The following is a 25970-nucleotide window of genomic DNA, read 5'->3' as shown; positions in this document are numbered from 1 at the left end:
CGACTTGCCTTATTTAATTTCTGAAAACTAGTAGTTGCTGTTCTGGATCAAAGTGCCATTACTCAAATCCACCTCACGCTGCGGGAGCGGGAAGTAGTAGTGTTTTGGTTTTACAAAATTGCGGCTCAGCTTGTGCGGTCCGCGGTCGATTTTGTAATGCGCCACGATATCGATCAGTCCGGCTTTGTCCCAACGCATTAAATCCTGATGCCTCTCGTTCTCTCCGGCTAACTCCACCCGCCTTTCGTGCATGATATTCTTCATCGTTGCATTCGTTACCGGCAACAGACCTGCGCGCTTTCTAACCGCATTCAACTCCGCATCTCCATTTGCTCCTGACCGGATCTTCGCTTCGGCAGCTAACAAATACACGTCGGCAGTTCTTAGAAAAGGTGCATTCAGGCTCTGGCTCATATCACCGTTTGCAGCAAACTGTGTGTATTTTTTGAAAGCATAGCCTGTTACCCGCGTCATATCTGCGGTAAAAGTTTCGTCACCCATTGCATTGCGGTCAACCTTGTCACCAGGACTGAAAATTGACGAACTTTTTCGGGTATCCCCTTTTTCAAACTCTTTCACCAGATCCTCGATCGGCTCATGAAAGCCCCAGCCACCAAATGCCTGCGGGGTGTGGTAAAAGGTAGGGGAGTTGTCGGTTGTCCAACCTGTTTCGTATTGCAATGAAAACAGGATCTCGGGATTGTTCTCGGTAGCAAGCTCAAAGTTTTGGTTAAATCCTGCCGCGAGCTTGTAAGCAGGATTTGAAATTACCTTTGCACTCGCCTCAATTGCTTTTGCCCATTGTTCCTGATATACATACAACTTGGTCAGAAAACCGTATGCAGAACCCTGTGTCACCCGTCCCGCCTCCGCGTCGCTGTGCGAAACGGGAAGCAGTGCAGCCGCTTTGAGGAAGTCGGATTCGGCTTGTGCGCGCACTTCGGCGAGTGTGGATTTAGGTTTATTGAAATTCAGGTTCAATGCATCATCTTCCAGCAAAATAGGTACCTCACCATAAATGAGTGAAAGCCGCCAGTAAACAAATCCTCTCAGGAAATAAGCCTCACCCAAACTTCTGTTTTTCAAACTTTCATCCATTGTGACTTTCGGCGCATTGATCAGCACTGCATTGGCTCTTGAAATCACCTCGTATTTCGTTTTCCAGGTAGCCAGGATGTGCGAGTTTGACGCATCGAAGGTGAACATTTCAAGCGATGTTTCATCTGAATGGTCACCTGCGCGGTTCATATCGTCCGAGCAGTTATCGAAAGTATACTCGGTATGTGCAAAGCCGTCTTCATCAAGCAGCGGCGCGTAAACTGCATTCACTGCGGCCACCACATCGTCGCCATTCCGCCAGTATTGCTGAGAAGTAACCTGTCCGTAGGGTGTTGTCTGGAGCAGATCATCACAGCCCGTGAGCAGGGCGAGGAGAATATATCCGGATAGTATTGTGATCTTTTTCATAGGTTCTTGATTTCTTCGGTATAAAACTGAACGGGGGTTTAGAAGGAAACAGTTGCTCCGATTGTCCAGGTGCGTGCCAATGGATATTGTGCGTAATCTACGTTCAGCTGATTATATGAATTGGCGCCCCCTACATATCCCAGCTCCGGGTTCAGGCCCGAGTATTTGGTAAATGTCAGAATGTTTTGTCCCGTTACATATATCCTTGCTTGCGTCATTTTCAGCTTGCTGATCGCATTCTTTGGAATGGAGTAACCAAGTGTCATATTTTTCAAACGCAGGTAATCGCCTTTCTCAACAAACAGGTCCGATGGACGGAAGTTGCGGTTTGCATTGTCGATACTCACCCGGGGGACTGTGTTGCTTGTCCCTGGTCCGCGCCACCGATCGCTTTGTTCCGCATACAAATTGAAGGAGTAGCTTGCGTCAAGACCCTGCATTCTGTCCGCGTTATAAATTTTGGAGCCGCCTACTCCTACAAAAAACAGGTTAAGGTCAAAACCTTTCCAGTTTGCGCCTGCAGAGAAACCGTAGTTGATCTTAGGCTGCGGACTACCGATAATCGTTCGGTCCTGATCGTTTACAACACCATCGCCATTGAGGTCGAGAAAACGGACATCGCCGGGCTTGATCAGACCGTCATTCCGGCGGGAATCGTTTGCTATGTTGTTATCAGCGTCAATTTCGCCTTGTGTTTGATAGATACCATCGGTTTTGTAGCCGTAAAAAGTTCCGTAAGGCTGACCTTCGTAAGTACGGACAATCTCTTGCTGGCCGCGACCGTACAGCTGTGTGGCAAGAAAGCCGCCCGGTGTTGCCAGCCGGGTGATTTTGTTTTGGATGAACGTTGCATTGCCGCTTACATTGAAAGTCACGCTGCCGACTGTGTGGCGGTAAGAAGCTTCCAGTTCCAGCCCTTTATTACGAAGTTCTCCGATGTTCTGATCAGGGATAGTAGCGGTACCGATTGTCCCGATCGAAGGCGGGGCGAGGAGCATATCCCTTGTGTTTTTGACAAAATAATTAGCCGAGAAAAAGAGGCTGTTCTTGAAAAGCTCTGTTTCCAAACCAAAATTTGCCATTTCGGCCGTTTCCCAACCGATGTTCAGGTTAGCAAGCCTGCTTTGTGCTGCACCTGAAACCTGGCTCTGAACACCGCCATTCCCAAATGCATACCGGTAAGTAGAGTTGATCAATGCAAGGTATTGCAGTGAAGCTACATTCTGGTTGCCCAGCCTTCCCCAGCCCCCTGTCAGCTTGAAGTTACCGAACATTGGCAATGCACTCTTAAAGAAATCTTCCTCTGAAATCCGCCAGCCGGCTGAAAAAGCAGGAAAGTACCCCCATTGATTTCCGGGAGTGAATTTAGAAGAACCATCGCTTCTGAGCGTTGCAGTTAACAGGTAGCGGTCTTTGAATGAATAATTTACGCGCCCGAAAAAGGAAGCCAGTGCATCGTAGCTACGTCCGCCATTTCCGCCATTGTTCAATGGTACCGACACGATTGTTCCCGCGTATTGCATGTAACGCAGCGAAGGATCTTCGCTCGCAAAGTCGCGTCCCCACTGATTAGAGTAAACACTATTGAAAGTCTGAGAAGTAAAACCGCCTGTCAGGTTCAAAGAATGCGCGCCGAATTTCTTGTCGTAAGCCAGGAAATACTCCTGCAGAAACGACCAGCTTTTTTCGTGGCCTAAAGTCAGCTGGTTATAAGAGTTGGTACGGAACTGATCGTTGATCTTAATGTCAAAATTGCGGCTCTCGCCGAAGGTAGCATCAACAGCCACATTTGCCCGTAGCGTCAGGCCGGACAGGATTTCAAGCTCACCGGTAACATTGCCGAGAAAACGGTTACGTGCATTATCCCTATCCTGCGTGTCGACCGTAAAGATCGGGTTGTTAATATCGCCAAATGCGCCGATCCCCTGGGTTGAACCATAAGAACCATCTTCATTCCTGACAGGCAAACCCGGGTGAAAACGGATCGCGCTCCAGAGCAAACCTGTTTGTGAGGATTGCGTATCGGGCCCAACATTGTGCGTGTTGCTGAACTGGAAATTCTGACCGATCTTAATACGGTTGCCGACTTTATGATCGGAGTTAATGCGGAAGTTCAAACGCTCATACTTCGACTTTTCAATAATCCCGGTTTCCTTATAATAGCCGCCTGAGATTGCAAAAGATGAAAATTTGCCGCCACCGCGGAGAGATATGTCATAGTTCTGGGTGGTTCCCTGCGTCAGCAGTTCATCCTGCCAGTTAGTCAGCTGTGTCTGGTATTGTTGATCATTCCAGATAGCCGGGACCGGAAGATTATCATTTCTGTACGCTTCACGTTTAATGGACGCCAGTGAATCTGCGGTAAGTACATCCAGCGTTTTAATGCGGTTGGTTACACCCGCATAGCTGTTTAAAGTAACACTGATCGGCTTGTCAAACTGTCCTCTTTTGGTTGTTACAATAATTACCCCGTTTGCCGCCCGCGTTCCGTAAATAGCGGAAGCCGAAGCATCTTTCAGGATTTCGATCGATTCAATATCATTTGGGTTGACGTCATTCATTGTTCCCGAAGGCACACCGTCGATCACTACCAATGGAGACGAGTTATTAACAGTACCAAAGCCGCGGATCTGAATCGAACCTGCATCGCCCGGCGCACCGCCGTTTCGCACGATATTCACTCCCGCCGCACGACCTTGCAGGGCCTGCTGCGCGCCACCGGAAGGAAGATTTTGAAAGTCAGCACCTTTAACAGAAGATACCGCGCCGGTAATGTCCTTTTTTTCCTGGGTACCATAACCCACAACAACAACTTCACGCAATGCACTTACATCAGGCGCCAAAGCAATGTTGAGCAGTTCTTTATCCACCGCAACTTCCTGACTCACGTAACCAATGAATGAGAACTTCAATGTCGCATTCTGATCCGGGACGGTAATTCGGTATTCGCCGTTTTCGTTGGTGGAAGTTCCCACCTGGGTTCCTACCAGCAGGATATTTACACCTGGCAGTCCATCCCCTTTTTCGTCTACCACTTTACCGGAAATAGTCCGGTCGATTTCCGATAACTGCGAGGTGGCTGCGTTGGTACTGCCAGTCTGTGCAGGTGTTTTCTTTCTCAGCAGGATCCGCGAGCCGCCTACTACCTCGTAAGAAACGTTCAATGGGGTGAGCAGCTGATCGAGTACGCGGCTCAATGGTCCTCTCAGTTCTTTAACAGTCACATTCTGAACCCGCTGAATACTCGATGTACTATATACGAATTTCACATTGGCCTGTTTCTCGATCTGCTGCAAAACCTTTTTGATCTCCTGGGATTCAAGCTTCAATGCGACTTCCTTGTTGAGCAGTTCCTGTGCGCGGGTTGAGTGCGCAAACGAAATGCCGCAGCATATAATCGCAATAAGCAGTTGTTTAACTGTAGTACTCATGACTTTGTAAACAACCCGTTTGGTGGGTATTTTTTTATGCATAGTTTTAAAGGTTTTTGTTTTAAGAGGCAAAGACAACTGTTTATCAGGGCGGTGATGTTCGAGCATCACCGCCATTTTTATTTACTAGTCAATACAACCTGCACCCTGCACAAACAAAGCGGTTCCGCGTCTCTCGTACGAGATGTTGACCGACCTGCAGATCAGATCAAGCTGCTGGAACAAGGTTAATCCATTCAAATCACCGGTGAAAAGGCAGGAATCGGCTGTATCGTTTTCGAGCACGATATCGATTCCGTATGATTTTTCAAGGGCTGAGAAAACGTTTTTGACCGGGATTTCCGCAAAGGAAAAGCCGTGTTCAGTCTCAGCGGCGGGGATTACCAATAATGGGTTTTCAACAATGGACAACTCCATTTTTCTTGATTTTTTATCAAAAACAATGCGCTGGTTTGGTGTCAGTATTACCCCATTCTTGTTGATGGTATTGTTGTCAGATCCTTCATACACGGACACTCTTCCTGTTTTTACCTGCACCTCGACCGAGCCCGATTTGTCATAGGATTTTACATTAAAACTGGTTCCTAAAACTTTGGTTACCAGGTTTCCCGTGGATACGATAAAAGGTTTGGCTGCATTCCTTTTAATCTGAAAAAAAGCTTCGCCGTGGAGGTAAACTGTGCGGTTCTTTTTACCAAAATGCGACGGGTAGCTCAGACTGCTATTCTTCTTCAATGTAACCACGCTGCCATCTTCCAATGTAAATGGATGTGACTTACCAGAGGTATTCCTGATTTCTATCAACTCGCTCCGGTGGTCGGTCTCCGCCGCAGCAAATGTTTCAACCTCATTTTCTTTGAACACAAAAAGCCAGGTACCGGCGATCAGAATAACCGAAGCTGCCGCGGCAAGCCAGGGCAGTGATCTTTGAAGAAGCGTTTTCCCAAATGCGGACCTGAGCACCCGGCTCTTTATTTTTTTACCAATAACTTCTTTCTCATTTTCGAAAACCGGTGTTTCATCCAAAGGATTTGATTTCAGGTACTCCATAATGAAATCCTCTTCCTCAGGAGAATGCCGCCCGGATAGATACTTGTCCAAAGTTTTCTGAAAATCGTATTGGTTCATTAGTTGTTGAGAATGCTCAATTATCGGTTTGGTATATCCACAGATCGTCCTTTAATATCTTCAATGACCTGGTTATGTGGTATTCCACGGCCTTCTCTGAAATGTGGAGCTCCTTTGCAATGCTTTTTACGGATTGGTTTTCAAGCCTGCTAAGCTGAAAAACGCGGCTGGTTTTGGCAGGCAGTTTCTTCATAGCGCGATCAATTGCGGCTGAGAGGTCGTTAAACTGTACATTCTCCTCGGTGGAGGAGATCTCCTGCATTTTGTTAAGCAGCACATACTCCTGGTATTTCCGCCAGGTAATCCGGGATTTAACAAGATTTGTGATCAGGTATTTGAGTGAGATCACGAGGTAGGAGCTCAAATGCTTGATGTTGCTTTCCAATCTTCTGTTCCAAAGACTTTCAAACAGATCGTGCACGAGTTCCTCTGCTTCTTCTTTGGAGCCTGTCTGATGATAGGAAATGCAGAACAGCTTGTACCAATACCGGTTATAAATCTCCTCAAAAGCACGTTTGTTGCTTTGGGAGAGCTGAGTCACCAGTTGTTCGTCAGTAAATATTGGCTTCATCAAGTGCCGCGGAAGTGGGATACAAAGGTATAGTCAAACAACAGCGGAATATCCCTAAACCGTTTTATGATATTTTTAATAATTTAAAATCGACCTGTTTTCATCTTTTTTTGGTCAACTTAAAACTTATAGCTAATTTTGCCCGGCAAATAACAATCGTTTATTTGCTATGAGCACAGACCCATCCAAAGTCCTCTTCGAGGCCCTCACTTACGACGACGTTCTTCTAATACCTGGTTATTCAGAAATTCTTCCTCGCAATACAACAACTAAAACCAAGCTTACACGTAACATCGAGCTGAACATTCCATTGGTTTCAGCAGCGATGGACACTGTAACAGAATTTGACCTGGCTATTGCAATGGCCCAGGAAGGCGGTATTGGAATAATCCATAAAAACATGAGCCTGGAAGCACAGGCCGAGCAGGTTAGAAAGGTGAAAAGATCTGAAAGCGGAATGATCCTCGATCCGATCACGCTTTCTGACACAGCTACGCTGGGAGACGCACACCAGATTATGCGTGAGTTCAAAATCGGCGGTATTCCTGTCATTGATAAGGATCACAAGCTGGTAGGAATCCTCACTAACCGCGACTTGCGTTTCCAAAAGGAAATGGCCAAGCCGGTTACGGAGATCATGACGAAGGAAAACCTGATCACGGCTTCCGACGGTTTATCGCTCGACGACGCAGAGAAGGTCCTGCAAGAGTACAAAATTGAAAAACTACCTATCGTTGATTCGGAATATCGTTTGACAGGTTTGATTACCTATAAAGATATCCTGAAACGCAAATCCCACCCCAATGCATGTAAAGACGAATACGGCCGCCTTCGTGTAGGAGCAGCAGTAGGTGTCACTGCCGATCTTCTGAAAAGGGTTGAAGCATTGGTTAAAGCTGGTGTGGACGTAATCAGTCTTGATACCGCACACGGACACTCGGCAGGTGTGATATCGGCTTTGAAGTCTGTAAAAGCCCAATTCCCGAAACTCGATGTAATTGCTGGCAACGTGGCCACTGGCGAAGGCGCCAAAGCACTAGCAGACGCAGGCGCTGATGCTGTGAAGGTAGGAGTGGGACCAGGAAGTATTTGTACTACACGTATTATCGCAGGTATCGGAGTGCCGCAGCTTACCGCAGTAATGTGGGCGGCCGAAGCATTGAAAGGAACCGATGTGCCTGTAATTGCTGACGGAGGTATTCGTTTCTCAGGAGATATGACGAAAGCACTGGCTGGCGGAGCAAGCACAATCATGATCGGTTCAATGCTGGCTGGAAGCGATGAAGCGCCGGGTGAAATTGTAATTTACGAAGGCAGGAAGTTTAAGGCATACCGCGGAATGGGCTCGGTGGAAGCAATGGAAGATGGTTCAAAAGACCGGTATTTTCAGGATGCGGAAGACGATGTGAAAAAGCTTGTACCGGAAGGAATTGTCGGTCGCGTTCCATTCAAAGGAAAAGTGTCTGAGATTGTATATCAAATGGTAGGCGGCTTGAAGGCAGGAATGGGCTATTGCGGAGCGGGAGACATTGCAACTTTGCAAAAAGCCCAGTTCGTAAAAATTACCTCAGCCGGCGTAAAAGAAAGTCACCCGCACGATATCATGATTCAGAAGGAAGCGCCGAATTATTCGAGAAGTTGAGAGGGAAACGTCGGCTGTCGGCTGTCAGACTTCGGCTTGTTAGCTTTTAGCTTTTAGCTTTTAGCTTTTAGCTTTTAGCTTTTAGCTTTTAGCTTTTAGCTTTTAGCCCAAAATAGAGATCAAAGTACAACAAAAATGCCTGGTTGAAAAGCCAGGCATTTTTATTAAATTTTTAAAAGAGCTAATGGCTAACAGCTAATAGCCAACGGCTCAGAGCGGAACACTTATAGCCGACTGTCGATAGCCGACAGCCGAAGTCTACTAAGCCACCTTCGGCTTTGCGAATTTGCTTTTGAAGTAGCCGAAAATCATTGGCAGTAACGAGAACCCGATGATTCCGAAGATAACCAGTTCGAAGTTCTTCTTAACGATTTCCATGTTTCCGAAAAAGAAGCCAAGGAGCGTTAATGAGGGTACCCACAATATAGCACCAAGGATACAGTAGATGATGTATTTGGAGTAGTTCATACTTCCCGCACCTGCCACGAATGGTGCTACTGTGCGCACGATTGGAATGAACCGCGCCATGATCACGGTGCTTCCGCCATGCTTTTCATAAAATGCCTCGGTTTTTTCCAGGTATTCCCTTTTCAGGAAAAGAATGCGTTCTCGCTTCTTGATTTCCCCGCCTAGTTTTTTACCCACAAAATAGTTAAGGTTATCCCCCAGCAATGCGGCTATAATCAGTAAGATAATGATCAGCCATACATTCAGTCCAGTGGTTTCATTGGCAGCAATGGCGCCGGCAGCAAATAACAGCGAGTCCCCAGGTAAAAGCGGCATGATTACCAGGCCGGTTTCCGTAAATACGATCAGAAAAAGGATCAGATAAGTAAGTGTTCCGTATTCCTGGACAATGTCAAAAAGGTGCTTGTCAAGATGGAGGAAAATGTCAATAAACTGCCTCAGAAATTCCATAGCTAAAATTAGGTGAGTGAAAAATGCGTCTTAATTATTTGGAATCAATTTTCCATTTTTGTTTGGTCTTCGCATTCAGGAAGTGGTTGAAAGTGTCCCCGCGCAATCCCAGGCGGATTGTTTCGAGCGGGATCAGCTCACTTGGCGCGATATTGCCGAGATTTACGTTGGCACCCAGCAGTTTTACAAACCAAACTTGCTGCGATTTCTGCGGCGCCTCCCAAAGCATATCTTCAAACGGGATTTCAGTCAGGATCTCTTCCACCAGGCCCTGGCGCACTTCACCGCTTGCCCGGAACAAGCCGACATTACCAGACTCGCGGGCTTCACCGATTACTTTCCACGCGCCGGCCTGCAATTCGGATTTGATAAGCTGAATCCATTTATAAGGAGGGATAATCTTGTTTTCGTCCTTCGAGCCTACTTCTGAGAGCACAGTCACCTGCTTGGACAGCTTGTTGATGTATTCGCATTTAACATCCTGAGGCATTTCAATCGAACCGTCAGATACTTCTGCGTACTTAAGATCATATTTGTCAAGCAGCTTCCGGTAATCGTCAAATTGGTTTCTTACAACAAAGGCTTCGAATAAAGTGCCGCCGAAATAAACCGGAATGTTGGCGCTTTTGTAGACTGCCAGCTTTTCATTGAGATTAGGGCTGACATAAGAAGTTGCCCAGCCCAGCTTTACGATATCAATGTAAGGAGATGAAGTTGATAACATATCCTCTGTTTCCCTGATACTGAGCCCTTTATCCATTACCATTGTCAATCCCTTTTCACGGGGTTTTTGGGTACGGTCAGGAACCTGCGATAACGTAAAATTCATATATGGGTATGCTTTTATCTCTGGCAAAAACTCCGGTAAAGGTAGCAATAACCTTCAAAACATAGCAATTAAATCCACAATATTGACTCTGAATCATAGATGTTTCTACGATAATTACTATTTTTAAAATCTAACTTTTCCGGGTTGGGTAATATAGCTTTTTGCATTCAGGAACCCGGATCTTCATCATGATGGAAAACGAACGTATCAGTTTTTTGCGCCAGTATATCGGCAAGAATATGCAGCAGAATTTCTCTCCCGTCGCGCAGTGGCTGAATGGGAAGCTGCTGAGTATCGAAGAGGGAATGATGCAGATCGAGTATCTCGTGAGGCCGGATATGTGTAATCCGATGGGTACGTTGCACGGTGGAATGGCGGCTACCATCCTGGACGAAATTGTGGGCACGATGGTGTTCGCGCTCGGAAGGGAGTATGCATTTACTTCTGTCAACCTCAACTGCGACTTTCTGAATCCGGCATTTCCGGGCGATGTGCTCATCGCACATTCCAATGTCGTACGGGTTGGCAAAAACATTATTCATGTAGAAGGCAGGCTCACTACTCCCGAAGGCAAGATTATTGCCAAATGCGCGAGTAACCTCATTCAAACGAGCTTTCAAATTCCTTCCCTGGTCGGAAACTGACCTGGTTCAGCTTTATATTTGTTGTATGGAAAAACAATTCAGTGAGCTGACAGAAGCGCGCCAGCAACAGCTTATGGCATTTGACCGGCTGTTAACAATTATGGACGAGCTTCGGGAGCAATGTCCCTGGGACCGGAAGCAAACCCTGGAGAGTTTGCGGCACCTGACGATCGAGGAGACTTATGAGCTCTCAGATGCAATCCTTGAAAACGATTTGCCGGAAATCAAGAAAGAGCTTGGCGATGTGATGCTGCATTTGATTTTTTACGCCAAAATAGCCTCCGAGAATAGTCCTGAAAAAGTCTATACTTTTGACATAAAGGATGTGTTGAATGGAATTTGTGACAAGCTGATCTCCCGGCACCCGCATATTTACGGAGACACCGTAGCGGATTCGGAAGAAGCAGTGAAGCAAAATTGGGAAAAATTAAAGTTAAAGGAAGGTAATAAGTCCGTTCTTTCTGGCGTACCTGCCTCTTTGCCCGCGTTGGTAAAAGCAATGCGCATTCAGGAAAAAGCAAGAGGGGCAGGGTTTGACTGGGATGAGAAGCAGCAGGTTTGGGAAAAAGTGGAGGAGGAATTGCAAGAATTTAAAGCCAATTTTGACATTGCATCCGGCGAAGCGATTAACCAGAAAGAAGCGGAAGGAGAATTCGGCGACCTGCTTTTCTCACTTGTCAACTATTCCCGTTTTGTGGATATCAATCCGGAAACAGCGTTGGAAAGAACTAATAAAAAGTTTATCCGGCGCTTCCAATACCTGGAAGAAGCCTCCAAAGCGGACGGGAAATCGCTTTCAGATATGACGCTTGAAGAAATGGACGCATATTGGAATAAGGCGAAGGAATTGGGGGTTTGAACCGTTAGAAAATTGCTTCATTAATAGATTGTTCGTTGTCGTTTTTGTAAGGATATTGCTGGCATCTTATCAGCACTACACTTACTAACGCACACGAATATGTTTATAGAGGAACGGATTGATCTGGCGGAAATCAGCCTTGTTGAACACGGAAAACAGATTGAAATGATAGCAACTGGCCTGGCGACGCTAACAACGCTGGTATACACCGGCTTTGCCGAAATGAGGGAAAACTTCATCCGGGTGGAAAACAGGATTGCTAATATGGAAATTCGGCTTGACAAGCTGGAAGACAAAGTCGATCGTCTGGAAATCCGCATTGACAGGTTGGAAGTGCGGATGGATAAGTTGGAAGCGCGGCTTGATAAAGTTGAAGGCAGGCTTGATCAACTTGAAATTAAAATGGATCAGCGCTTTGATGAATTAACTATGCTGATCAGAAGTTTGAAAAATTGAAATGTCCTCGCACCATATAGTAAAAGAAAAACAGGAGCCGGCGTTGATTATCGCCAACGGAGAAGCTTGCAGCGAAGAACTGCTCGGACAGCTGCTTGAATGGAGCCCGTTTATCGTTGTGCTGGATAATGCGATTTATCGCGTATTGGAGCTCGGGATCAAGATTGATGTCTGGCTTGGTGACTTCGATGATCCGCATGATTTCGAAGCCATCCGCGAGCGTCAACATCCACTTGAAATTGTCAATACGCCGGATACGGAGAAGACTGATCTTGAAAAAGGCATTGATTTTCTGATCGAACGGGGTTTTCCAGCGGCTAATATCGTGTGGGCAACCGGGCGCCGGGCCGATCACGCAATCACAAACATAACCAATCTGGTTCGGTATAAAGAAAAGATCAGGCTGGTGATGTTCGACGATTACTCCAAGATATTTCCACTTACAGGTACTTTCGAAAAATGGTATGTGGCAGGTACGCCCATTTCATTGATACCTGTTGGAGTTGTGGAAGGCATTGAAACTGTTGGTTTAAAATACAACCTGAAAAACGAAACACTTACCCTTGGCCACCGGGCCGGCAACAGTAACGAAGCCGAGTCCGATGGTTTGGTCAAAATCTCTGCTCAAAAAGGTGATATGCTGATCATGGAGTGTTGGGATTTATAAAGAAGCTTTTACTTCTTTTGCTTCCACGTAAAAGTTCTGGTCAACTGTAAGCGTCTTTTCTGACTTTGTTTTAAGCGTCTTCCATTCAGTAGTCGGGTAGATGAAATCTTCTTTTCCAGTGCCTATCTGAACTTTCACGGGCATATCAAAGCCGTCAACCACATTGCTCCACCGGTACTGCAACCCTTTTGATCCGAATGCATATTCCAATGTAGGAATGCGAGTATCGCGCAGGTACTGGTCGAATACCTTACTTAGCTTTTTGCCTGATTTTTCACTTACATAAGCCTCGATCTGAGCACCGTCAACGGTTTGGTGGTAGAAAGTTTTATTCAGCCCGCGCAAAACCTGTCTCCACTTTTCGTCGTCATTGACAACCTGCCTGATCGTGTGCAGCATGTTACCGCCTTTATAGTACATATCCTTCGATCCTTCCTGATTGACGCCATAGATCCCCACGATCGGTGTATCATTGGCAATTAGCTTCCGCGTACCAATAACGTATTCGGAACCCGCCTTTTTACCAAAATAGTATTCAGTATAGAGGTTTTCCGAGTAGTTGGTAAAGCTTTCATGGACCCACATATCGGCGACATCCTTGTAAGTAATGTTGTTGGCAAACCATTCATGCCCGCTTTCGTGAATGACAATAAAGTCCCATTTCAACCCCCAGCCGGTACCTGAAAGATCTTTCCCGCGGTAACCCATTTGATAACCATTTCCATAAGTTACAGAACTCTGGTGCTCCATTCCCAGATAAGGTACTTCCACCAGCTTGTAGCCGTCTTCGTAAAAAGGGTAAGGTCCGAACCAGTGCTCGAAGGCTTTCAGCATCATGGGCGCTTGCTTAAATTGCTCTTTCGCTTTTTCCAGATTCTTAGGAAGAACATAGTAACTGAGTTGCAAATCCCCTTTTTCGCCTTTGTAAGTCTCCTTCCAGCTTACGTATTCGGCTACATTCATATTCACACCGTAATTGTTGATCGGGTTCTTTACAGCCCAATTGAAGGTGCGGGTATTGTCGTCGTTATCTACAACCGACAGCAAATTTCCATTTGAAACGTCGGTCATATTCTTCGGGACCGTTATGCTGATCTTCATGCTGTCGGGCTCGTCGTACATGTGATCCTTGCAAGGCCACCACACACTGGACCCCAGTCCCTGGCAGGAGGTAGAGATCATCGTATTGCCTTTTCCGTCGGGTATCCATTGCACGCCACCGTCCCAGGGCGGATTTTTGGCCAGCCGCGGTTTACCCGAATAGAATACTTCAATTGTTTCGGTATTACCCGCTTCCTGTTTTTTCTTTAGGTCAATAAAGAATGCATTACCGTCGCGTCTGAATTCCAGCGATTCTCCGTCCTGGGTCACCTTGCTGATTTGAAGCGGTTGTTGCAGGTCAACCTGAATGCGCTGGTTCGGTTGAAGGACCTTGTAAGTGATCGAAGTACTGCCTGTTAAAGTACTGTCCTTTGCATTAGGTGTGACTTTGAGATGGTAGTGAGTCAAATCCCACCACGCACGCTGCGGTGTGATGGCGCCTCGCAATGTGTCGGCGTGTGTGAATTTCTGATCTTGTGAAAAGCCGGGAGCTGCCGCAGATAGCAGCAGCAGCAACATGGAATGGCGTAGGTTCATTCGGTAGGTTTGGATTAATTATTTATTCAGTACTTCCATATCGTTCAGTTCCGGCCCGCCTCCCCGGTTGGCGGAGCCTGCTGCGATGAATATCTTTTTATTCAAAATTACCGCCCCGGTACCGTGGCGGCCCTGGTGCAGCGAAGGTAAATTTTCCCATTTATTTGTCTTTGGATTGAAAGCTTCCACTTCATTATGCGCCTCGACATGCGCGTCACTTTCTCCTCCGATTACGACTAACTTGTTCTCATAAACAACGGTCATATTCCCGGCCCGTAAAGTAGGCAGGTTATTTTCAGCAGGTAGCGTAGTCCATTTGCCAGTTTTGAAATCAAAAACATCTACTTCCGCGATTACCGTATTCAGTACCTGATTGATTCTTGCAGTGGACAATCTGCCGCCGGCAACATACAGCTTATTGTCAAGCACAGCTACCTGCACATGGTCTCTTGGGCGGGGCGCATCGGGTAGCGTTTTCCAGGTACCCTTGGCCGGATCAAACTCGTCGAACCAGGTAACCTGTCCGTCCCAATGTCCATCCTGAATACCGCACACGAGATAGATTTTGTCATTCATTACAAATGCACCAGCCGCGCCTCTCCGCCGGTTTTCCGGAATAGACGCACCTTTTCGCCATTCGTTTTTGACGGGATTGAAAATGTAAATGTCGGGAATCGGGATCTCGTGCGGGTAGCCGCCGGTAAATGCGCCAAGTACGTAGATCTCGTTTTTATAGGTAACTGCCTGAAAGTGGCTCATTTCGAGCGGAGTTTCCGCCAGGCTGGTCCATGCATCTTTCATGAAATCATATTCGTCTACCGGCTTGATACCTCGTCCCCCTAAAAGGTAGAGCTTCCCATTGGCAGTCGCCATTGCATTTTCATGCCGTTTCACCGGAAGATTCTCTGGCTTTGAAACCTGCCATAGCTGGGCATGAGCAGATGCAAAGATCAGGTTAAGCAGAAAAACCCGGCAGACCTTTTTGTAGAGGAGATTCATAGTTAAAAAGTGTTTGTGATGATCAGAAAAGCACTTTCCAGCACTTCGTATCAAAAAAGCACCATCAAGATACAATTATATTCTATAAAACCGAAAGACCAGCGAGTGGCTGGTCTTTCGGTTAATTTAGGTCAAAAACTGATTAATTTTTACTGCTTACCTGCAATGCGGGACTCTCAAACCCTAGCTTTTTCAGGCCCGACTGAATATCGGGATCTTTCATAAAAAGCTTCCATATCAAGCCTGTGCGGTAATTCTCAATCATCACGATAATGGGGCCCTGGTCAATGGCTAAATGCGATTTTGCGTACCAGTTTTGCGACTCGTTGAACGCATCCACAAAACCGTATTCACTCCATATCTTATCCCCCAGATCATCGTAAAAGTGGCGAAGCGCTTTCATCGATTCTTTTGGAGTATAAGGAAATGAGGAAAGTGCGGCAGTAGGTGTAATGGTACCGAAATCGTTTGTTGGCGAATGTGCATTGTATCCATTGTAAGTATCACTGGCAGTCAGTCCCCAGCTATTTTCACCATAACCTTTGAACTTACCAGGGTTGGCCACACAATGTTTATAGTTGATGAGAGTGTGGTTTACATTCTGCTCCCAGTAGTCGGCATACTGGTCTTTCAGCTGGCGGGGATCCAATCCTAGAAATGAATAGTGAGCAAAAAACAATGGACCACCGTAATCGAAACCAAGCGGCAGCTTTACCCCGTGATACTCTTTCCCATTTTTAAAATGATCACTCTGCGCCCAGCATTTATGGTACACCTGCTCGGAAATCGGGTAGCGCGGTGAAGCTGCGGCCAGTATGTACGTAATCAGGGTTTCATTGTAGCCACGCAGCTCGAAATTCATAGCCCAGCCATGATTCGGACTCCAATGCCAGTACAGCTGATTTGGATTTCCCCGCGTATACCAATCCCATTCTGCCTCACTCCAAAGCCACTGAATGCGGTTGCGCAGATCACGTTCCAAATCGTTTTCACCATCGAAATATTGCCTTGCTGCAAGTAATCCCTGGAACAGAAATGAAGACTCAACCAAATCGCCGCCATCGTCTTTTCTGCCGAATGGGATCGTTTTTCCGGTTGCTCCATTGAGCCAGTGCGGGAAAATGCCGTGGTAATGATCAGCCTTTGAAAGAAACTTTACCATTTTCAACAAGCGCGCAGCTACCGAGTCGCGCGGCTGCCATTTTCTTTCGGCCGCGACAATCATCGCCATCACGCCGAAACCGGTTCCGCCTGTTGTAACTACCTCGTCGCCATAATCAAAAGCGATATCGCTTCGCTCGCGTGACATACCGCTTGCCGGGTGGCCAAATTCCCAGAAGTAACGGAAAGTCTGCTTTTGAACCAGTTCGAGCAATGCAGTATCCGACAAGTTTTTCGGCCTCGCAGCTGCATTGAAAGCTTCTGCTTTCGCAGTAGTATTCTTTTTCTTCTGAGCATGACAATCCACTTTCGCGAATAGCAGCAATAGTCCTATTAGGTAATAGCAGGATAACTTCATAATTGAGTAGTTAAATTTCTTAATTGATATTCGGGCTTGTAAATCCCAGCTTTTTGAGGCCGGATTTTACTTCCGGATTAGCCATAAACAGCTTCCAGGGCAGCCCGCTTCTGTGATTTTCGATCATTACGACAATCGGCCCTTGATCAATAGCCAGGTAGGAGTCTGCAAACCAGAGGTCCTTCAATGAGAATGCATCATGGAACCCGTATTCGCCCCATGTCTTATCTCCCAGTTTATAGTAGAAGAATTTCAAGGCTTTCATCGACTCCGCCGGTGTATAAGGAAATGCTGATAGTGCCGCAGTAGGTGTGATCACGCCCCGGTCATTGGCTGGTGAGTTGGCGCTATAACCGCCAGGAATGTCGCTGGCGGTCAATCCCCAGCATTGATCGCTGTACCCGTAGAATGCACGAGGATTGGCGATGCAGTAGTTGTAATTGATTAATGTATGATTTTTGTTTTGGGTAAAATAATCGGCGTACTGATCTTGAAGTCCGGTCGGATTCAAACCTAAAAATGAATAATGCGAAAAAAACAGCGGACCTCCGTAAGGCTCACCTAAAGGCAGAGGAATGTTGAAATAGCTGTTCCCATTCTTCAAGCCGCCGGAGTTTGCCCAGCCTTTATCATAAACCTCTCTCGTAATACTGTGCGTAGGAGAGGAGGCAGCAAGCATGTAAGTGATCAGGCATTCATTCCAGCCGCGGATCTGATGGTTCATTTCCCAGCCGAAAGTAGGGCTCCAATGCCAGTAGAGTACGTTTTCTTTGTTTTTCGTAAACCAATCCCATTCAACTTTCTCCCAGATCGTATTGATATCGGCCCGCAATTTGCTCTCAGCTGCATTGTTAGCATTGAAATATTGCCGGGCGGTAAGCAGTCCCTGGATTAAGAAAGAAGTTTCAACTAAATCAGCGCCGTTATCCCTCTCACTAAACGGAACCACCGAGCCGGTAGCGCCATTGAGCCAGTGCGGAAATGCGCCGTGAAACTTCTGCGTTTTGTCTTTCAGGAATGCGGTAATCTTCTGCATTCTTTCCAGTCCAGCTGCACGGGTGATAAACTTTCGTTCAATCGCAATCGGGATGGTCATGATTCCGAACCCACTTCCACCGCTGGTAACAACGTCACCCGAACTGTTCCGTTCTCTTGCGAGTCCGCTTACCGGATGCGCAAAGTCCCAGAAGTATTTGAAAGTTTGCTGTTGTACCAGACTTAGCAATGCTTCATCCGTGATAACCGGGAATTTGTTGGTACTATCGAGCCGGGTATTCAGGTTTAAAGTAACAGCATCTGACAGAGCGGTATTCGTTTTCGATTTCAAGGCCGTGGTGGCTGATACCGTATAAGCATTAAGGTATTCGAGATTGTTGCTCGGGACGATTACGATGGTACTATCTCCATTTTCGAGGCTGGCCGAGAATGGGACTTTCTCCCCTGATCTTGACACGAAAGTAAGTCCACTAGCAAGGGAAGCGTTGCTGAGAGCGGATGAAAATGTGAACCTGAGATTGGGTTTCAGGTTCACATTTTTGTATTCAAAGCCTGAAAATGCACCGTCCATTTCCAAGCTGCGCAATGTGAAAGAGGGAGGCTTCACGGGAGACGGTGGTTCAGGATCATCCTTTGTATCACAGGAAATCCCAAACCAAACCAAAAACCCAGCAAAAACAATACTTCCAAATCTTTTCACACATTCAGTCATTCAGTCATTCACTCATTAAATCAGTACCCCGGATTCTGCGTCAGCAGCCCTCCGCTCAGGTCTATCTCGTTTTGCGGAATAGGCCATACTTCGTTCTTATTTGCTTTCCAGCCTTTTGGTCCAAAGATCTGGGCAGCTCTTCCCTGACGGATCACATCGAAGTATCTGTCAAACTCCATTGCCAGCTCTACATGCCGCTCGTGCCAGATCGCGTTCCGCAAAGCTGCCTGGTTCGTGGTTGTAACTTTTGGCAGTACATTTTTCAAAGTACCTCTGGCCCGGGCACGTACCATTTCAAGTGATGCAAGTGCCTGAGTAGTGTTTCCCAGTTCGTTCGCAGCTTCTGCATTCATGAGCAGTACTTCGGCATAACGGATTACACGTATATTCTGCTGAGCACCCTCGTTGAAGCCTGTGATAAACATGCTGAATGGAACGTAGGATTTCTGATTATACATCGGATTGTCGCCGACAGCAGGAATTACATCACCTGCAGGCGTTGTTTCGCCCCGGAAAATGATAGTTGCATCACGTCTTGGGTCGCCTGTTTCAAATGAATCAGCCAATGCTTTTGTCGGTACATTGAAGCCCCAGCCGCCTCCAACCACACCACGCACTCCCTGAACCTGGGAATACTGCGAGTTGGAAGCATCTTTATTTGATTCGATCAATGCATTCTGGATCTCAAAAATTGACTCAACAGAATTTTCGTTCGGAACTCGGAAAAGCGCCTCGTACGAAGGGAAAAGTGAATATTGACCCGAAGCAATCACCAGATTGGTCAAGTCAAATACCTGCTGCCATTTAGCCTGGTACATTGCCACCTTCGCATGCAGCGATTGTGCAGCTCCTTTTGTTACACGGCCAAGATCCGCTGCACTGTAGCTTAGCGGCAATACTGCGGCAGCGTCTGTCAGATCCTGTTCAATGGCCGCATAAACTTCTGCCTTTGGAGTGCGCGGTATGTTATATTCGGTCGCATCCTTCGGTAATGTCAGGCGGAGCGGTACATCACCAAAAGCCCTCACCAGGCGGAAGTACGAATAAGCGCGGACAAACTTGGCTTCTGCGATATAGCGGGCTTTAAGTGCCTCATCCATGCTGATTGCCGGAATGTTGGTAATTACCTGGTTGGCATAGTTGATGTTCTGGTACTGACCTTCCCAGAATCCAAGCAGCTGTCCGTCCGTTGAACCAACCGTAAATTCGTCGTATTGATTGAAGAATGGCGCATCGGACGCCGTCGAACCTTTCTCAGCATCGTCGGAACCTACGCTTTCAATGGAGATCGCAGCAAATGCCGTGTTGTTCCAGCTCCTGAGATTGGCATACATCGCATTGACAGCTTTTGTTGCGTCATCTTCATTTTGCCAAAAAACGGCTCCTGCTTGTTTTCCCTGCGGGTCAGTGTCCAGAAAGCTCTCATTGCAAGCCGATGGAATAATCAGCATACCAGCCAGTCCGAAATACAAGCCGGCTTTTCTGATATGGTTTTTAAATTCTATGTGATTCATGTTGATTCTGATATTAGAAAGTAACATTGATACCGAAGTTGTAAGTAGCCGATAGCGGATACACATTCGCGTCGATTCCAGCCCGTGTCGGCTTGTTCTCATCTGCTCTCACTTCCGGCGACAATCCTTTGTATTTGAAAAAGTTCAATGCATTCTGCGCATTCGCATAGATTCTCAGCTTCCGGATTTTAAGTTTCTCGTTAAATGATTGCGGCATTGTGTAACCAAGCTGCGCATTCCGCACCCTGAAATAATTTCCGCTCTGCACATAGAAAGTACTAGGAGAGTAGTTTACACCACCACCAATGTTAGCAGAAGGATAGGTATTGGAAGTTCCTTCTCCATGCCAGCGATTGTCATAAAAATCCTTGGTGAAGTTCTCATTACCATAGCGCCAGCCCAGGTTTGCATTGTAAATGTCTACCCCGGCAACACCTTGGAAGTCAAGCATCAGATCCAGGTTCTTATAGTTCCAGTTCGTATTGATCCCGTAGGTGAACTTGGGGTTTGGATTGCCGATCACCTGTCTGTCCAGACCTGTAATAGCCCCGTCCGGCGTGCCCGAGGTGCCAGTTATATCACGGTACCGGAAATCACCAGGTTTAGCAGTTGGCTGCGCTGAGTTGGCGATTTCATCCTGATTTTGGAAAATCCCGTCGACCACATAGCCGTAAAAGGAACCGATAGGATCGCCTACCCGGGTACGGGTTGCGCGTGCGCCGCTGGTAAGTCCTACGCCACCGTCATATATCGGATTAGCACCACTGGATACTGCAAGTACCGTGTTCTCGTTGAAGCCGCCATTGAAGCCGATGCTGTAAGAAAGATCTTTGCCGATCTCGTCTCTCCAGGTCAAAGCAAACTCAAAGCCCTTGTTCTGGAAATCAGCCTGGTTACCCACGATATTTCCTGATTGTGTACCAATGGAGGCCAATACAGGGATATCAAAGATTGCTCTTTCCGTTTTCTTGATGTAATAATCAAGTTCAACTGTCAGTCGTGATTTCAGGAAAGCGGCTTCTAAACCCACGTCAGTACCTACGCCGCGTTCCCAGTAAGTAGTGGGAGGGATGATGGTATTAATGCTGGCACCAGTGTTCACCAGGTTGTTACCAAATATCGCCGCCAGATTACCACCAGTTGCCACCGTAAGCGTAGACAGATTTGAAGGCACAGATGCATTGCCTATTTTACCCCAGCTACCTCTCAGTTTCAGGTTATCGAAGAAAGTCTGATCTTTCATAAAACCTTCATTACTGATCACCCAGCCCGCTCCGATAGATGGGAAATAGCCCCATGCATTTCCTCCCTGATAAAATTTGGAAGAACCGTCAGCACGAAGTGAGGCATTGAGCAGGTAACGATCGCCAAAGGAGTAGTTTATCCGACCGAAGTAAGAAGCGTAAGTTCCCAGATCACCTTTGTCCTCGATATTGCGACCATTTGCATTACCCAGCGAGAGGTACAAGTCGCCTTCACTGTTATAAGGAACGTTCAATGCACTTGCAGTCATCTCGTAGAATTGGTCACGCTGCGCTGATTGACCTAGCAGGGCAGTGAAGCTATGCTGTCCGAATTCTTTGGTATACGTTAAAGTATTTTCAAAAATCCAGTAGCGCGTTTGTGGGCGGGTAAATCTAAGCAAGCTCGTGGTATTACGCTGCTTGAAAGTCGCCACATATTCCGGGTTATAATAACGGGTTTCATCTTGCGAGTACCTGCCGCCTAAACTTGTTCTGAATGTAAGACCAGTTATAGGGGAGAACTCCGCGTACGCATTACCTGTCAATAAGGTCTTCTTGGTATTCTGATTGTAGTAGTCAATGGTAACCTGTGGGTTAAAGTTGTTGGCGTCGCCCAGATTAAAATCATTCGGATCACCATAGGAACCATCTTCTCTATACACAGGCACAATCGGGGCAGCAGTATACAACTCGCGGAAAATTCCAGCTGCTTCGTCTTTCGACTTACTGAAAGAACCTGTTGCAGTGTAACCCACTTTCAAGCTCTTCAACACCTGAAAATCGTTTTGAAGACGCGCAGTGTAACGTTTGAAATTGTTTTTCTGAACAACACCATCCTGATCCAGGTAACCTAGTGAGAAGTTATAGCTCGATTTCTCGCCACCGCCGCTGATAGAAAGCTGGTGATTGGTAATCTTGGCAGTCCTCAAAATCTGATCGTACCAGTCAGTACCTTCGCCGAACTGGTTTGGATCCAGGATATTTTCCTTGCCATTGATGTTGCTCAGCTCGTTGACCATCGTAGCGTATTCTTTTGCATTCGCCATTTTGACCTGATTCGTTACCTTCTGGAAACCGACAAAACCGTTGTAGTCCACAACCGCTTTGCCTGATTTACCCTTTTTCGTCGTAATCAGAACTACCCCGTTTGCTGCCCGCACACCGTAAATGGATTGGCTGGAAGCATCTTTCAGGATGTTCATACTTTCGATATCGCCTGAGTTCAGAAAGCTGATATCGTCGAACCAGACACCGTCTACCACATAAAGCGGGTTAGCGCTTCCATAGGCAGTACCTACGCCTCTGATCCGGATCTGCGGTGCTTCACCGGGCTTTCCGGAGTTGTTGATCTGCACACCTGCTACTTTTCCCTGCAAGCCGCTCACCGCATTCATCGAAGGCTGTCTTGAAATGTCCTCACCTTTAATCTGCACCACAGAGCCTGTTACATCGAGCTTCCGCTGGGTGCCATAACCTACCACGACCACTTCATTGAGTGCCTTGGCATCCTCCTCAAGTCCTACGTTGATGACGGTTTGCGTGCCCACTGTAATTTCCTGAGCAGTCATTCCGATCATTGAGAATACCAGCACCGCCTGTCCCGAAGGAACCCTGATTGCGTAGTTCCCCTCGGCATCAGTAGGAACGCCCGTTGTAGTCCCCTTTATAAGCACGCTTGCTCCCGGAAGTGGCGAAGCGTCTGCTGCGGATGTTACCTTTCCTGTCACATCTATTTCCTGGGCAAAAGAGGAAGTTCCCATTGCCAGAAAAACAAGCATGTACAGTAACCGTACAGTAGTTTTCATTTGGTATCTATAAAGTTGATTGAACTATTAAAAGAATTAATTGACTTCAAATTTAAATCCGAAGAGAGAGGGAAATCAAGAAAAGCACTACATCACCACTACATCACTGGGAATAATGCAAGGTTTGTAAAAACAAAAGCGGCTTTGTAGCGGATAAATCCAATCGGATCAAACATCCATCATAAACTGTACCAGATTGTCGTCGTTGCTCAATCCTAGTTTTTTGCGGAGGCGGTAGCGCTTTATTTCCACACCACGGATAGAAATCCCAAGTACAGGCGCCATTTCCTTGGTGGACAAATTCATGCGTAAACAGGCAGCAAGCCTGAGCTCGGATGGTGAAATTGTCGGAGATATCTGGCGGAGCCGCTTGAAGAATTGTTCGTGTACTTCGTCAAAGTTTTGTTCAAAAAGCTCCCAGTCATCCTTGCCTGCAACATTGCGCTCGATACTGTGCAGCAGCTTCTGATAATGGATGTTAGGCAGCTGGTGCCCAAGCTCAGCTTTGACCTGTTTGAGCTCGTTACTTATCTCTTCCAGGATCTCATTTTTGCGTACCACGTTAATCGCAACATTGCTCAGCTGCTGACTCTTGCTCTGGATCTCACTTTGCAGCTTCTCATTCTGGATCTGCATGATCTGCCGCTCGCTGGAAAGCCGCTGCTGTCGCAGCTTCTCTTCCTGCTCTTCGATCAGCCTTCTGCGGTGCCGCGCCAGGCGCTTCTCCTGGTAAAAGATCAAGCCAAATAATGCGGTTACAATCAAAATGGTGAATAAGCTTCTCGCCAGCAGGGTCTCCCGCCAGAGCGGCTGAACACTGAAGCGGTAGGAGGCGACCAGGTCATTGAGGCTGCTCCGGACTTCGAAAACATAATCCTCGGATTCCAGGTTGGTGAATTCAACAAAGCTTTGGTCCGTCCATTCCGACCATTGATCTGTCAGGCCTTTCAAACGATACCTGTACTGAATGTTACGGCCATATTCGGGGACTGAGTACGAAATGCGGATTGCGCGTACATTACTGGGCAAACGGGGAATGTTGCTTACTGAATAGGTTTCTGACAAATTGCGGAGGTTCGCAACTCTGCGGATAATGGGCGCAGAGTCGGTTGCGCCGGCATCAATATCTGATGATCTGTCATAAAGCGCATATCCATTGTCCAGACAAAAGAAATAATGCGTGTTCGTCACCGGAATAATTGTCTCGCTGTTCCGGATCAATTTCAATGACAGATCACGGGGTTTCTGGCCTGGGGAATAGAAGGTAACCCTGTTCATGAAAACCTTAAACCAGTCGTCGCCAATGCCGGTACGAACCTTAAATGGTTCTTCTTCAGGCATGAAATCGGCGCTGCTTTTCAGACTTTCCTGGCCTGCGGGTTCCAAGAATGTATTGGCGGATCTGATATGGATTTTGTTCCGCCAGTTAAACAGCTCGACTGAAAACTCGCTGGGTATGTTCGCCGGTGCCCTAAATTCCCGCCATTTCAGCGCAGAGTCAAGGCGGGGCGTTAGCTGGCTTAGGAAAAGTCCCTTGTAAGCATGTGCGAGCCAGAAAAACCCATTCTTATCCTCCACAATCTGGCGGATCGGAGTAGGGGGTACCCCTCTTACAGGATATGCATAGGTCCAGCGATTCTGTGTATTTTTTTTGTAAGTATGCAGCCCATTGTATGCGCCTTGCAGTAGCAACGTATCGTTTCCGCTTTTTATCGGCAGCATAATCCAGCCCCCGGTAATATTTGAAACCTTTCTGATCCCATTCTCTTCAATACTATACGTAGCGTCATTGTGGCCGCAAAGCAGCTGATCGTCAAACACTTTCAGCATCCACGTCTGTCCTTCGAGTCCGGGAACTGCTCGAAAGGGTTCGGACGAGAGCCATTTTTTAACAAAAACCCCCTTGTTTGAACCCACGTAAAGCTTACCGCGCCAGATAGCCGCCGCGTAAGTGGAGCCAAGCGGATTGTCACTCGTTTGATATGAAATAACCGGAGAGGACATAGCTACCAGGCTGATTCCCTGATCCATTCCAATCCATAGCTTCTGGTGGTTATCCTCATTGAGCGCAATTACAGTGTTGTTTTGAAGACCGGTTTCTTTGTTAAACCGGTACCTGACTTCACCATTTTTCTTCAAGATATAAACCCCATTCTGAATGGTACCGATCGCAAGGCTGCTGTCCCGGGAGAGTATGATAGCTTTGTTGATGATGTTTTGCTTCAATTCCTCTGAAACGGGGATCTGCCAGGGAGATAGTACGCCGTTTTGCCAGATGAAAAGACCGTTTTTTGTAGTAGTGATGAGAATCCGCTTTCCGGGCAGCGGCAGAATGGAGGAGATTATCGAGGTCGCGAGCGTCTCTGTTCCAGGTAACGGCGAAAAGTTCTCTCCTTTTAACTCATAAATTCCCTTATCGATAACGGGCACCAGCACGCGATCGTGTACATAGCGGAGGAACATGAAATTACCATCTGCCTGCATTTCCGTAAGCTTTTGCCCGTCGTACCGATAGATCTTGGCAAATGATTGAAAGTAAATGTATTTGGGCGTTTTAAGAATATGCCAGATCTCCTCCGTTTTGAGGCTTTTGAAATTGGCCTTTTTGCTGAGTGAATGATATTTCAGTTGTCCGTCAGCGGCTCGCAGCCAATAACCAAATTCAGAAAAGCCACCGACGTAAGTGCGTTGCTCCTGCACAGGTTTTAACTTTGTCTTGCCCGAAAGTGGCGGCGCAACGGTAATTTCGTCGCAAAGCACTGCGCGCACAATCTGTCCGTCGGGCAGGGGATACAATTTCCAGCTTGCCCCGTCATACTCCATTAAACCGTCGGAATTGGCTGCATATATGATGCCGTCGGAGCTCTGGCTGATCGCCCAGTTTTGGTTGTGGGCTTTGTATTCAGAAGAATAATAATTCACCAAAGGCGG

At 46.9% G+C, this 25970-nt stretch carries 18 protein-coding genes; 5 read left to right on the top strand and 13 right to left on the bottom strand.

The window, feature by feature from the left end; all coding sequences use genetic code 11:
* Window positions 1-27 precede the first annotated feature (27 nt).
* The 4 genes from Q369_RS0115230 to Q369_RS0115215 form a co-directional block, all read right to left on the bottom strand.
* Window positions 28-1467 (bottom strand): RagB/SusD family nutrient uptake outer membrane protein, encoded by a 1440-nt coding sequence (locus Q369_RS0115230; RefSeq protein ID WP_031528661.1) that lies wholly within the window; start codon window positions 1465-1467, stop codon window positions 28-30.
* 38 nt (window positions 1468-1505) lie between these two features.
* Entirely contained in the window at window positions 1506-4940 is a 3435-nt protein-coding gene (locus Q369_RS0115225; RefSeq protein ID WP_031528660.1) for a SusC/RagA family TonB-linked outer membrane protein, read from the bottom strand.
* Window positions 4941-5024: 84 nt separating this feature from the next.
* The gene (locus Q369_RS0115220) at window positions 5025-6026 is read right to left on the bottom strand and encodes a FecR family protein (protein ID WP_051664082.1); all 1002 of its coding nucleotides are present in this window, start codon (window positions 6024-6026) and stop codon (window positions 5025-5027) included.
* A gap of 16 nt (window positions 6027-6042) precedes the next feature.
* A complete protein-coding gene (locus Q369_RS0115215; protein ID WP_031528658.1) occupies window positions 6043-6597 on the bottom strand; it encodes an RNA polymerase sigma factor in 555 nt (184 codons plus the stop codon).
* Between the two features lie 169 nt (window positions 6598-6766).
* On the opposite strand from Q369_RS0115215, the gene guaB reads away from it, so the two are divergent.
* On the top strand, window positions 6767-8239 hold the full coding sequence (guaB, locus tag Q369_RS0115210; protein WP_031528657.1) for an IMP dehydrogenase: 1473 nt from the start codon (window positions 6767-6769) through the stop codon (window positions 8237-8239).
* Window positions 8240-8500: 261 nt separating this feature from the next.
* Here the strand turns inward: guaB and Q369_RS0115205 are convergent, their stop codons facing one another.
* Both Q369_RS0115205 and Q369_RS0115200 read right to left on the bottom strand, forming a co-directional pair.
* Complete coding sequence (locus tag Q369_RS0115205) at window positions 8501-9157, bottom strand: DedA family protein (RefSeq protein ID WP_031528656.1); 657 nt, start codon at window positions 9155-9157, stop codon at window positions 8501-8503.
* A 34-nt stretch (window positions 9158-9191) separates the two neighbouring features.
* A complete protein-coding gene (locus tag Q369_RS0115200) occupies window positions 9192-9986 on the bottom strand; it encodes a phosphosulfolactate synthase (RefSeq protein WP_031528655.1) in 795 nt (264 codons plus the stop codon).
* 188 nt (window positions 9987-10174) lie between these two features.
* Here Q369_RS0115200 and Q369_RS0115195 point away from each other — a divergent pair, with 188 nt between their 5' ends.
* The 4 genes from Q369_RS0115195 (at window position 10175) to Q369_RS0115180 (ending at window position 12612) form a co-directional block, all read left to right on the top strand.
* Complete coding sequence (locus Q369_RS0115195; RefSeq protein ID WP_310589005.1) at window positions 10175-10630, top strand: PaaI family thioesterase; 456 nt, start codon at window positions 10175-10177, stop codon at window positions 10628-10630.
* A gap of 25 nt (window positions 10631-10655) precedes the next feature.
* Window positions 10656-11489, top strand: coding sequence for a nucleoside triphosphate pyrophosphohydrolase (gene mazG / locus Q369_RS0115190; protein ID WP_031528653.1), 834 nt, complete (start codon window positions 10656-10658; stop codon window positions 11487-11489).
* 99 nt (window positions 11490-11588) lie between these two features.
* A complete protein-coding gene (locus tag Q369_RS28375; RefSeq protein WP_051664081.1) occupies window positions 11589-11945 on the top strand; it encodes a coiled-coil domain-containing protein in 357 nt (118 codons plus the stop codon).
* A gap of 1 nt (window position 11946) precedes the next feature.
* Entirely contained in the window at window positions 11947-12612 is a 666-nt protein-coding gene (locus tag Q369_RS0115180; RefSeq protein ID WP_031528651.1) for a thiamine diphosphokinase, read from the top strand.
* On the opposite strand, the gene Q369_RS0115175 is transcribed toward Q369_RS0115180, so the two are convergent.
* The 7 genes from Q369_RS0115175 to Q369_RS0115145 form a co-directional block, all read right to left on the bottom strand.
* Window positions 12607-14250 (bottom strand): M1 family metallopeptidase, encoded by a 1644-nt coding sequence (locus tag Q369_RS0115175; protein WP_229206851.1) that lies wholly within the window; start codon window positions 14248-14250, stop codon window positions 12607-12609. The two genes, Q369_RS0115180 and Q369_RS0115175, sit on opposite strands and share 6 nt — an antisense overlap.
* A gap of 18 nt (window positions 14251-14268) precedes the next feature.
* Entirely contained in the window at window positions 14269-15249 is a 981-nt protein-coding gene (locus Q369_RS0115170) for a Kelch repeat-containing protein (RefSeq protein ID WP_031528649.1), read from the bottom strand.
* 142 nt (window positions 15250-15391) lie between these two features.
* On the bottom strand, window positions 15392-16768 hold the full coding sequence (locus Q369_RS0115165; protein ID WP_031528648.1) for a glucoamylase family protein: 1377 nt from the start codon (window positions 16766-16768) through the stop codon (window positions 15392-15394).
* A 19-nt stretch (window positions 16769-16787) separates the two neighbouring features.
* Window positions 16788-18464 (bottom strand): glucoamylase family protein, encoded by a 1677-nt coding sequence (locus tag Q369_RS0115160; RefSeq protein ID WP_031528647.1) that lies wholly within the window; start codon window positions 18462-18464, stop codon window positions 16788-16790.
* A 32-nt stretch (window positions 18465-18496) separates the two neighbouring features.
* On the bottom strand, window positions 18497-19990 hold the full coding sequence (locus Q369_RS0115155; RefSeq protein WP_031528646.1) for a RagB/SusD family nutrient uptake outer membrane protein: 1494 nt from the start codon (window positions 19988-19990) through the stop codon (window positions 18497-18499).
* Between the two features lie 13 nt (window positions 19991-20003).
* Window positions 20004-23039, bottom strand: a complete 3036-nt coding sequence (locus Q369_RS0115150) for a SusC/RagA family TonB-linked outer membrane protein (protein ID WP_031528645.1) — start codon at window positions 23037-23039, stop codon at window positions 20004-20006.
* A 168-nt stretch (window positions 23040-23207) separates the two neighbouring features.
* Window positions 23208-25961, bottom strand: coding sequence for a triple tyrosine motif-containing protein (locus tag Q369_RS0115145; RefSeq protein ID WP_229206850.1), 2754 nt, complete (start codon window positions 25959-25961; stop codon window positions 23208-23210).
* Window positions 25962-25970 lie beyond the last annotated feature (9 nt).

Source organism: Dyadobacter crusticola DSM 16708 (assembly GCF_000701505.1).
Classification (GTDB): domain Bacteria; phylum Bacteroidota; class Bacteroidia; order Cytophagales; family Spirosomataceae; genus Dyadobacter; species Dyadobacter crusticola.
Note: the sequence above shows the minus strand (reverse complement) of the source record. Positions and strands in the feature narration are given on the sequence as shown.

Coding starts and splice junctions, on each gene's coding strand:
- Q369_RS0115230 (WP_031528661.1), bottom strand. CDS start 1,467: ATGAAAAAGATCACAATACTATCCGGATATATTCTCCTCGCCCTGCTC.
- Q369_RS0115225 (WP_031528660.1), bottom strand. CDS start 4,940: ATGCATAAAAAAATACCCACCAAACGGGTTGTTTACAAAGTCATGAGT.
- Q369_RS0115220 (WP_051664082.1), bottom strand. CDS start 6,026: ATGAACCAATACGATTTTCAGAAAACTTTGGACAAGTATCTATCCGGG.
- Q369_RS0115215 (WP_031528658.1), bottom strand. CDS start 6,597: ATGAAGCCAATATTTACTGACGAACAACTGGTGACTCAGCTCTCCCAA.
- guaB (WP_031528657.1), top strand. CDS start 6,767: ATGAGCACAGACCCATCCAAAGTCCTCTTCGAGGCCCTCACTTACGAC.
- Q369_RS0115205 (WP_031528656.1), bottom strand. CDS start 9,157: ATGGAATTTCTGAGGCAGTTTATTGACATTTTCCTCCATCTTGACAAG.
- Q369_RS0115200 (WP_031528655.1), bottom strand. CDS start 9,986: ATGAATTTTACGTTATCGCAGGTTCCTGACCGTACCCAAAAACCCCGT.
- Q369_RS0115195 (WP_310589005.1), top strand. CDS start 10,175: ATGATGGAAAACGAACGTATCAGTTTTTTGCGCCAGTATATCGGCAAG.
- mazG (WP_031528653.1), top strand. CDS start 10,656: ATGGAAAAACAATTCAGTGAGCTGACAGAAGCGCGCCAGCAACAGCTT.
- Q369_RS28375 (WP_051664081.1), top strand. CDS start 11,589: ATGTTTATAGAGGAACGGATTGATCTGGCGGAAATCAGCCTTGTTGAA.
- Q369_RS0115180 (WP_031528651.1), top strand. CDS start 11,947: ATGTCCTCGCACCATATAGTAAAAGAAAAACAGGAGCCGGCGTTGATT.
- Q369_RS0115175 (WP_229206851.1), bottom strand. CDS start 14,250: ATGAACCTACGCCATTCCATGTTGCTGCTGCTGCTATCTGCGGCAGCT.
- Q369_RS0115170 (WP_031528649.1), bottom strand. CDS start 15,249: ATGAATCTCCTCTACAAAAAGGTCTGCCGGGTTTTTCTGCTTAACCTG.
- Q369_RS0115165 (WP_031528648.1), bottom strand. CDS start 16,768: ATGAAGTTATCCTGCTATTACCTAATAGGACTATTGCTGCTATTCGCG.
- Q369_RS0115155 (WP_031528646.1), bottom strand. CDS start 19,990: ATGAATCACATAGAATTTAAAAACCATATCAGAAAAGCCGGCTTGTAT.
- Q369_RS0115150 (WP_031528645.1), bottom strand. CDS start 23,039: ATGAAAACTACTGTACGGTTACTGTACATGCTTGTTTTTCTGGCAATG.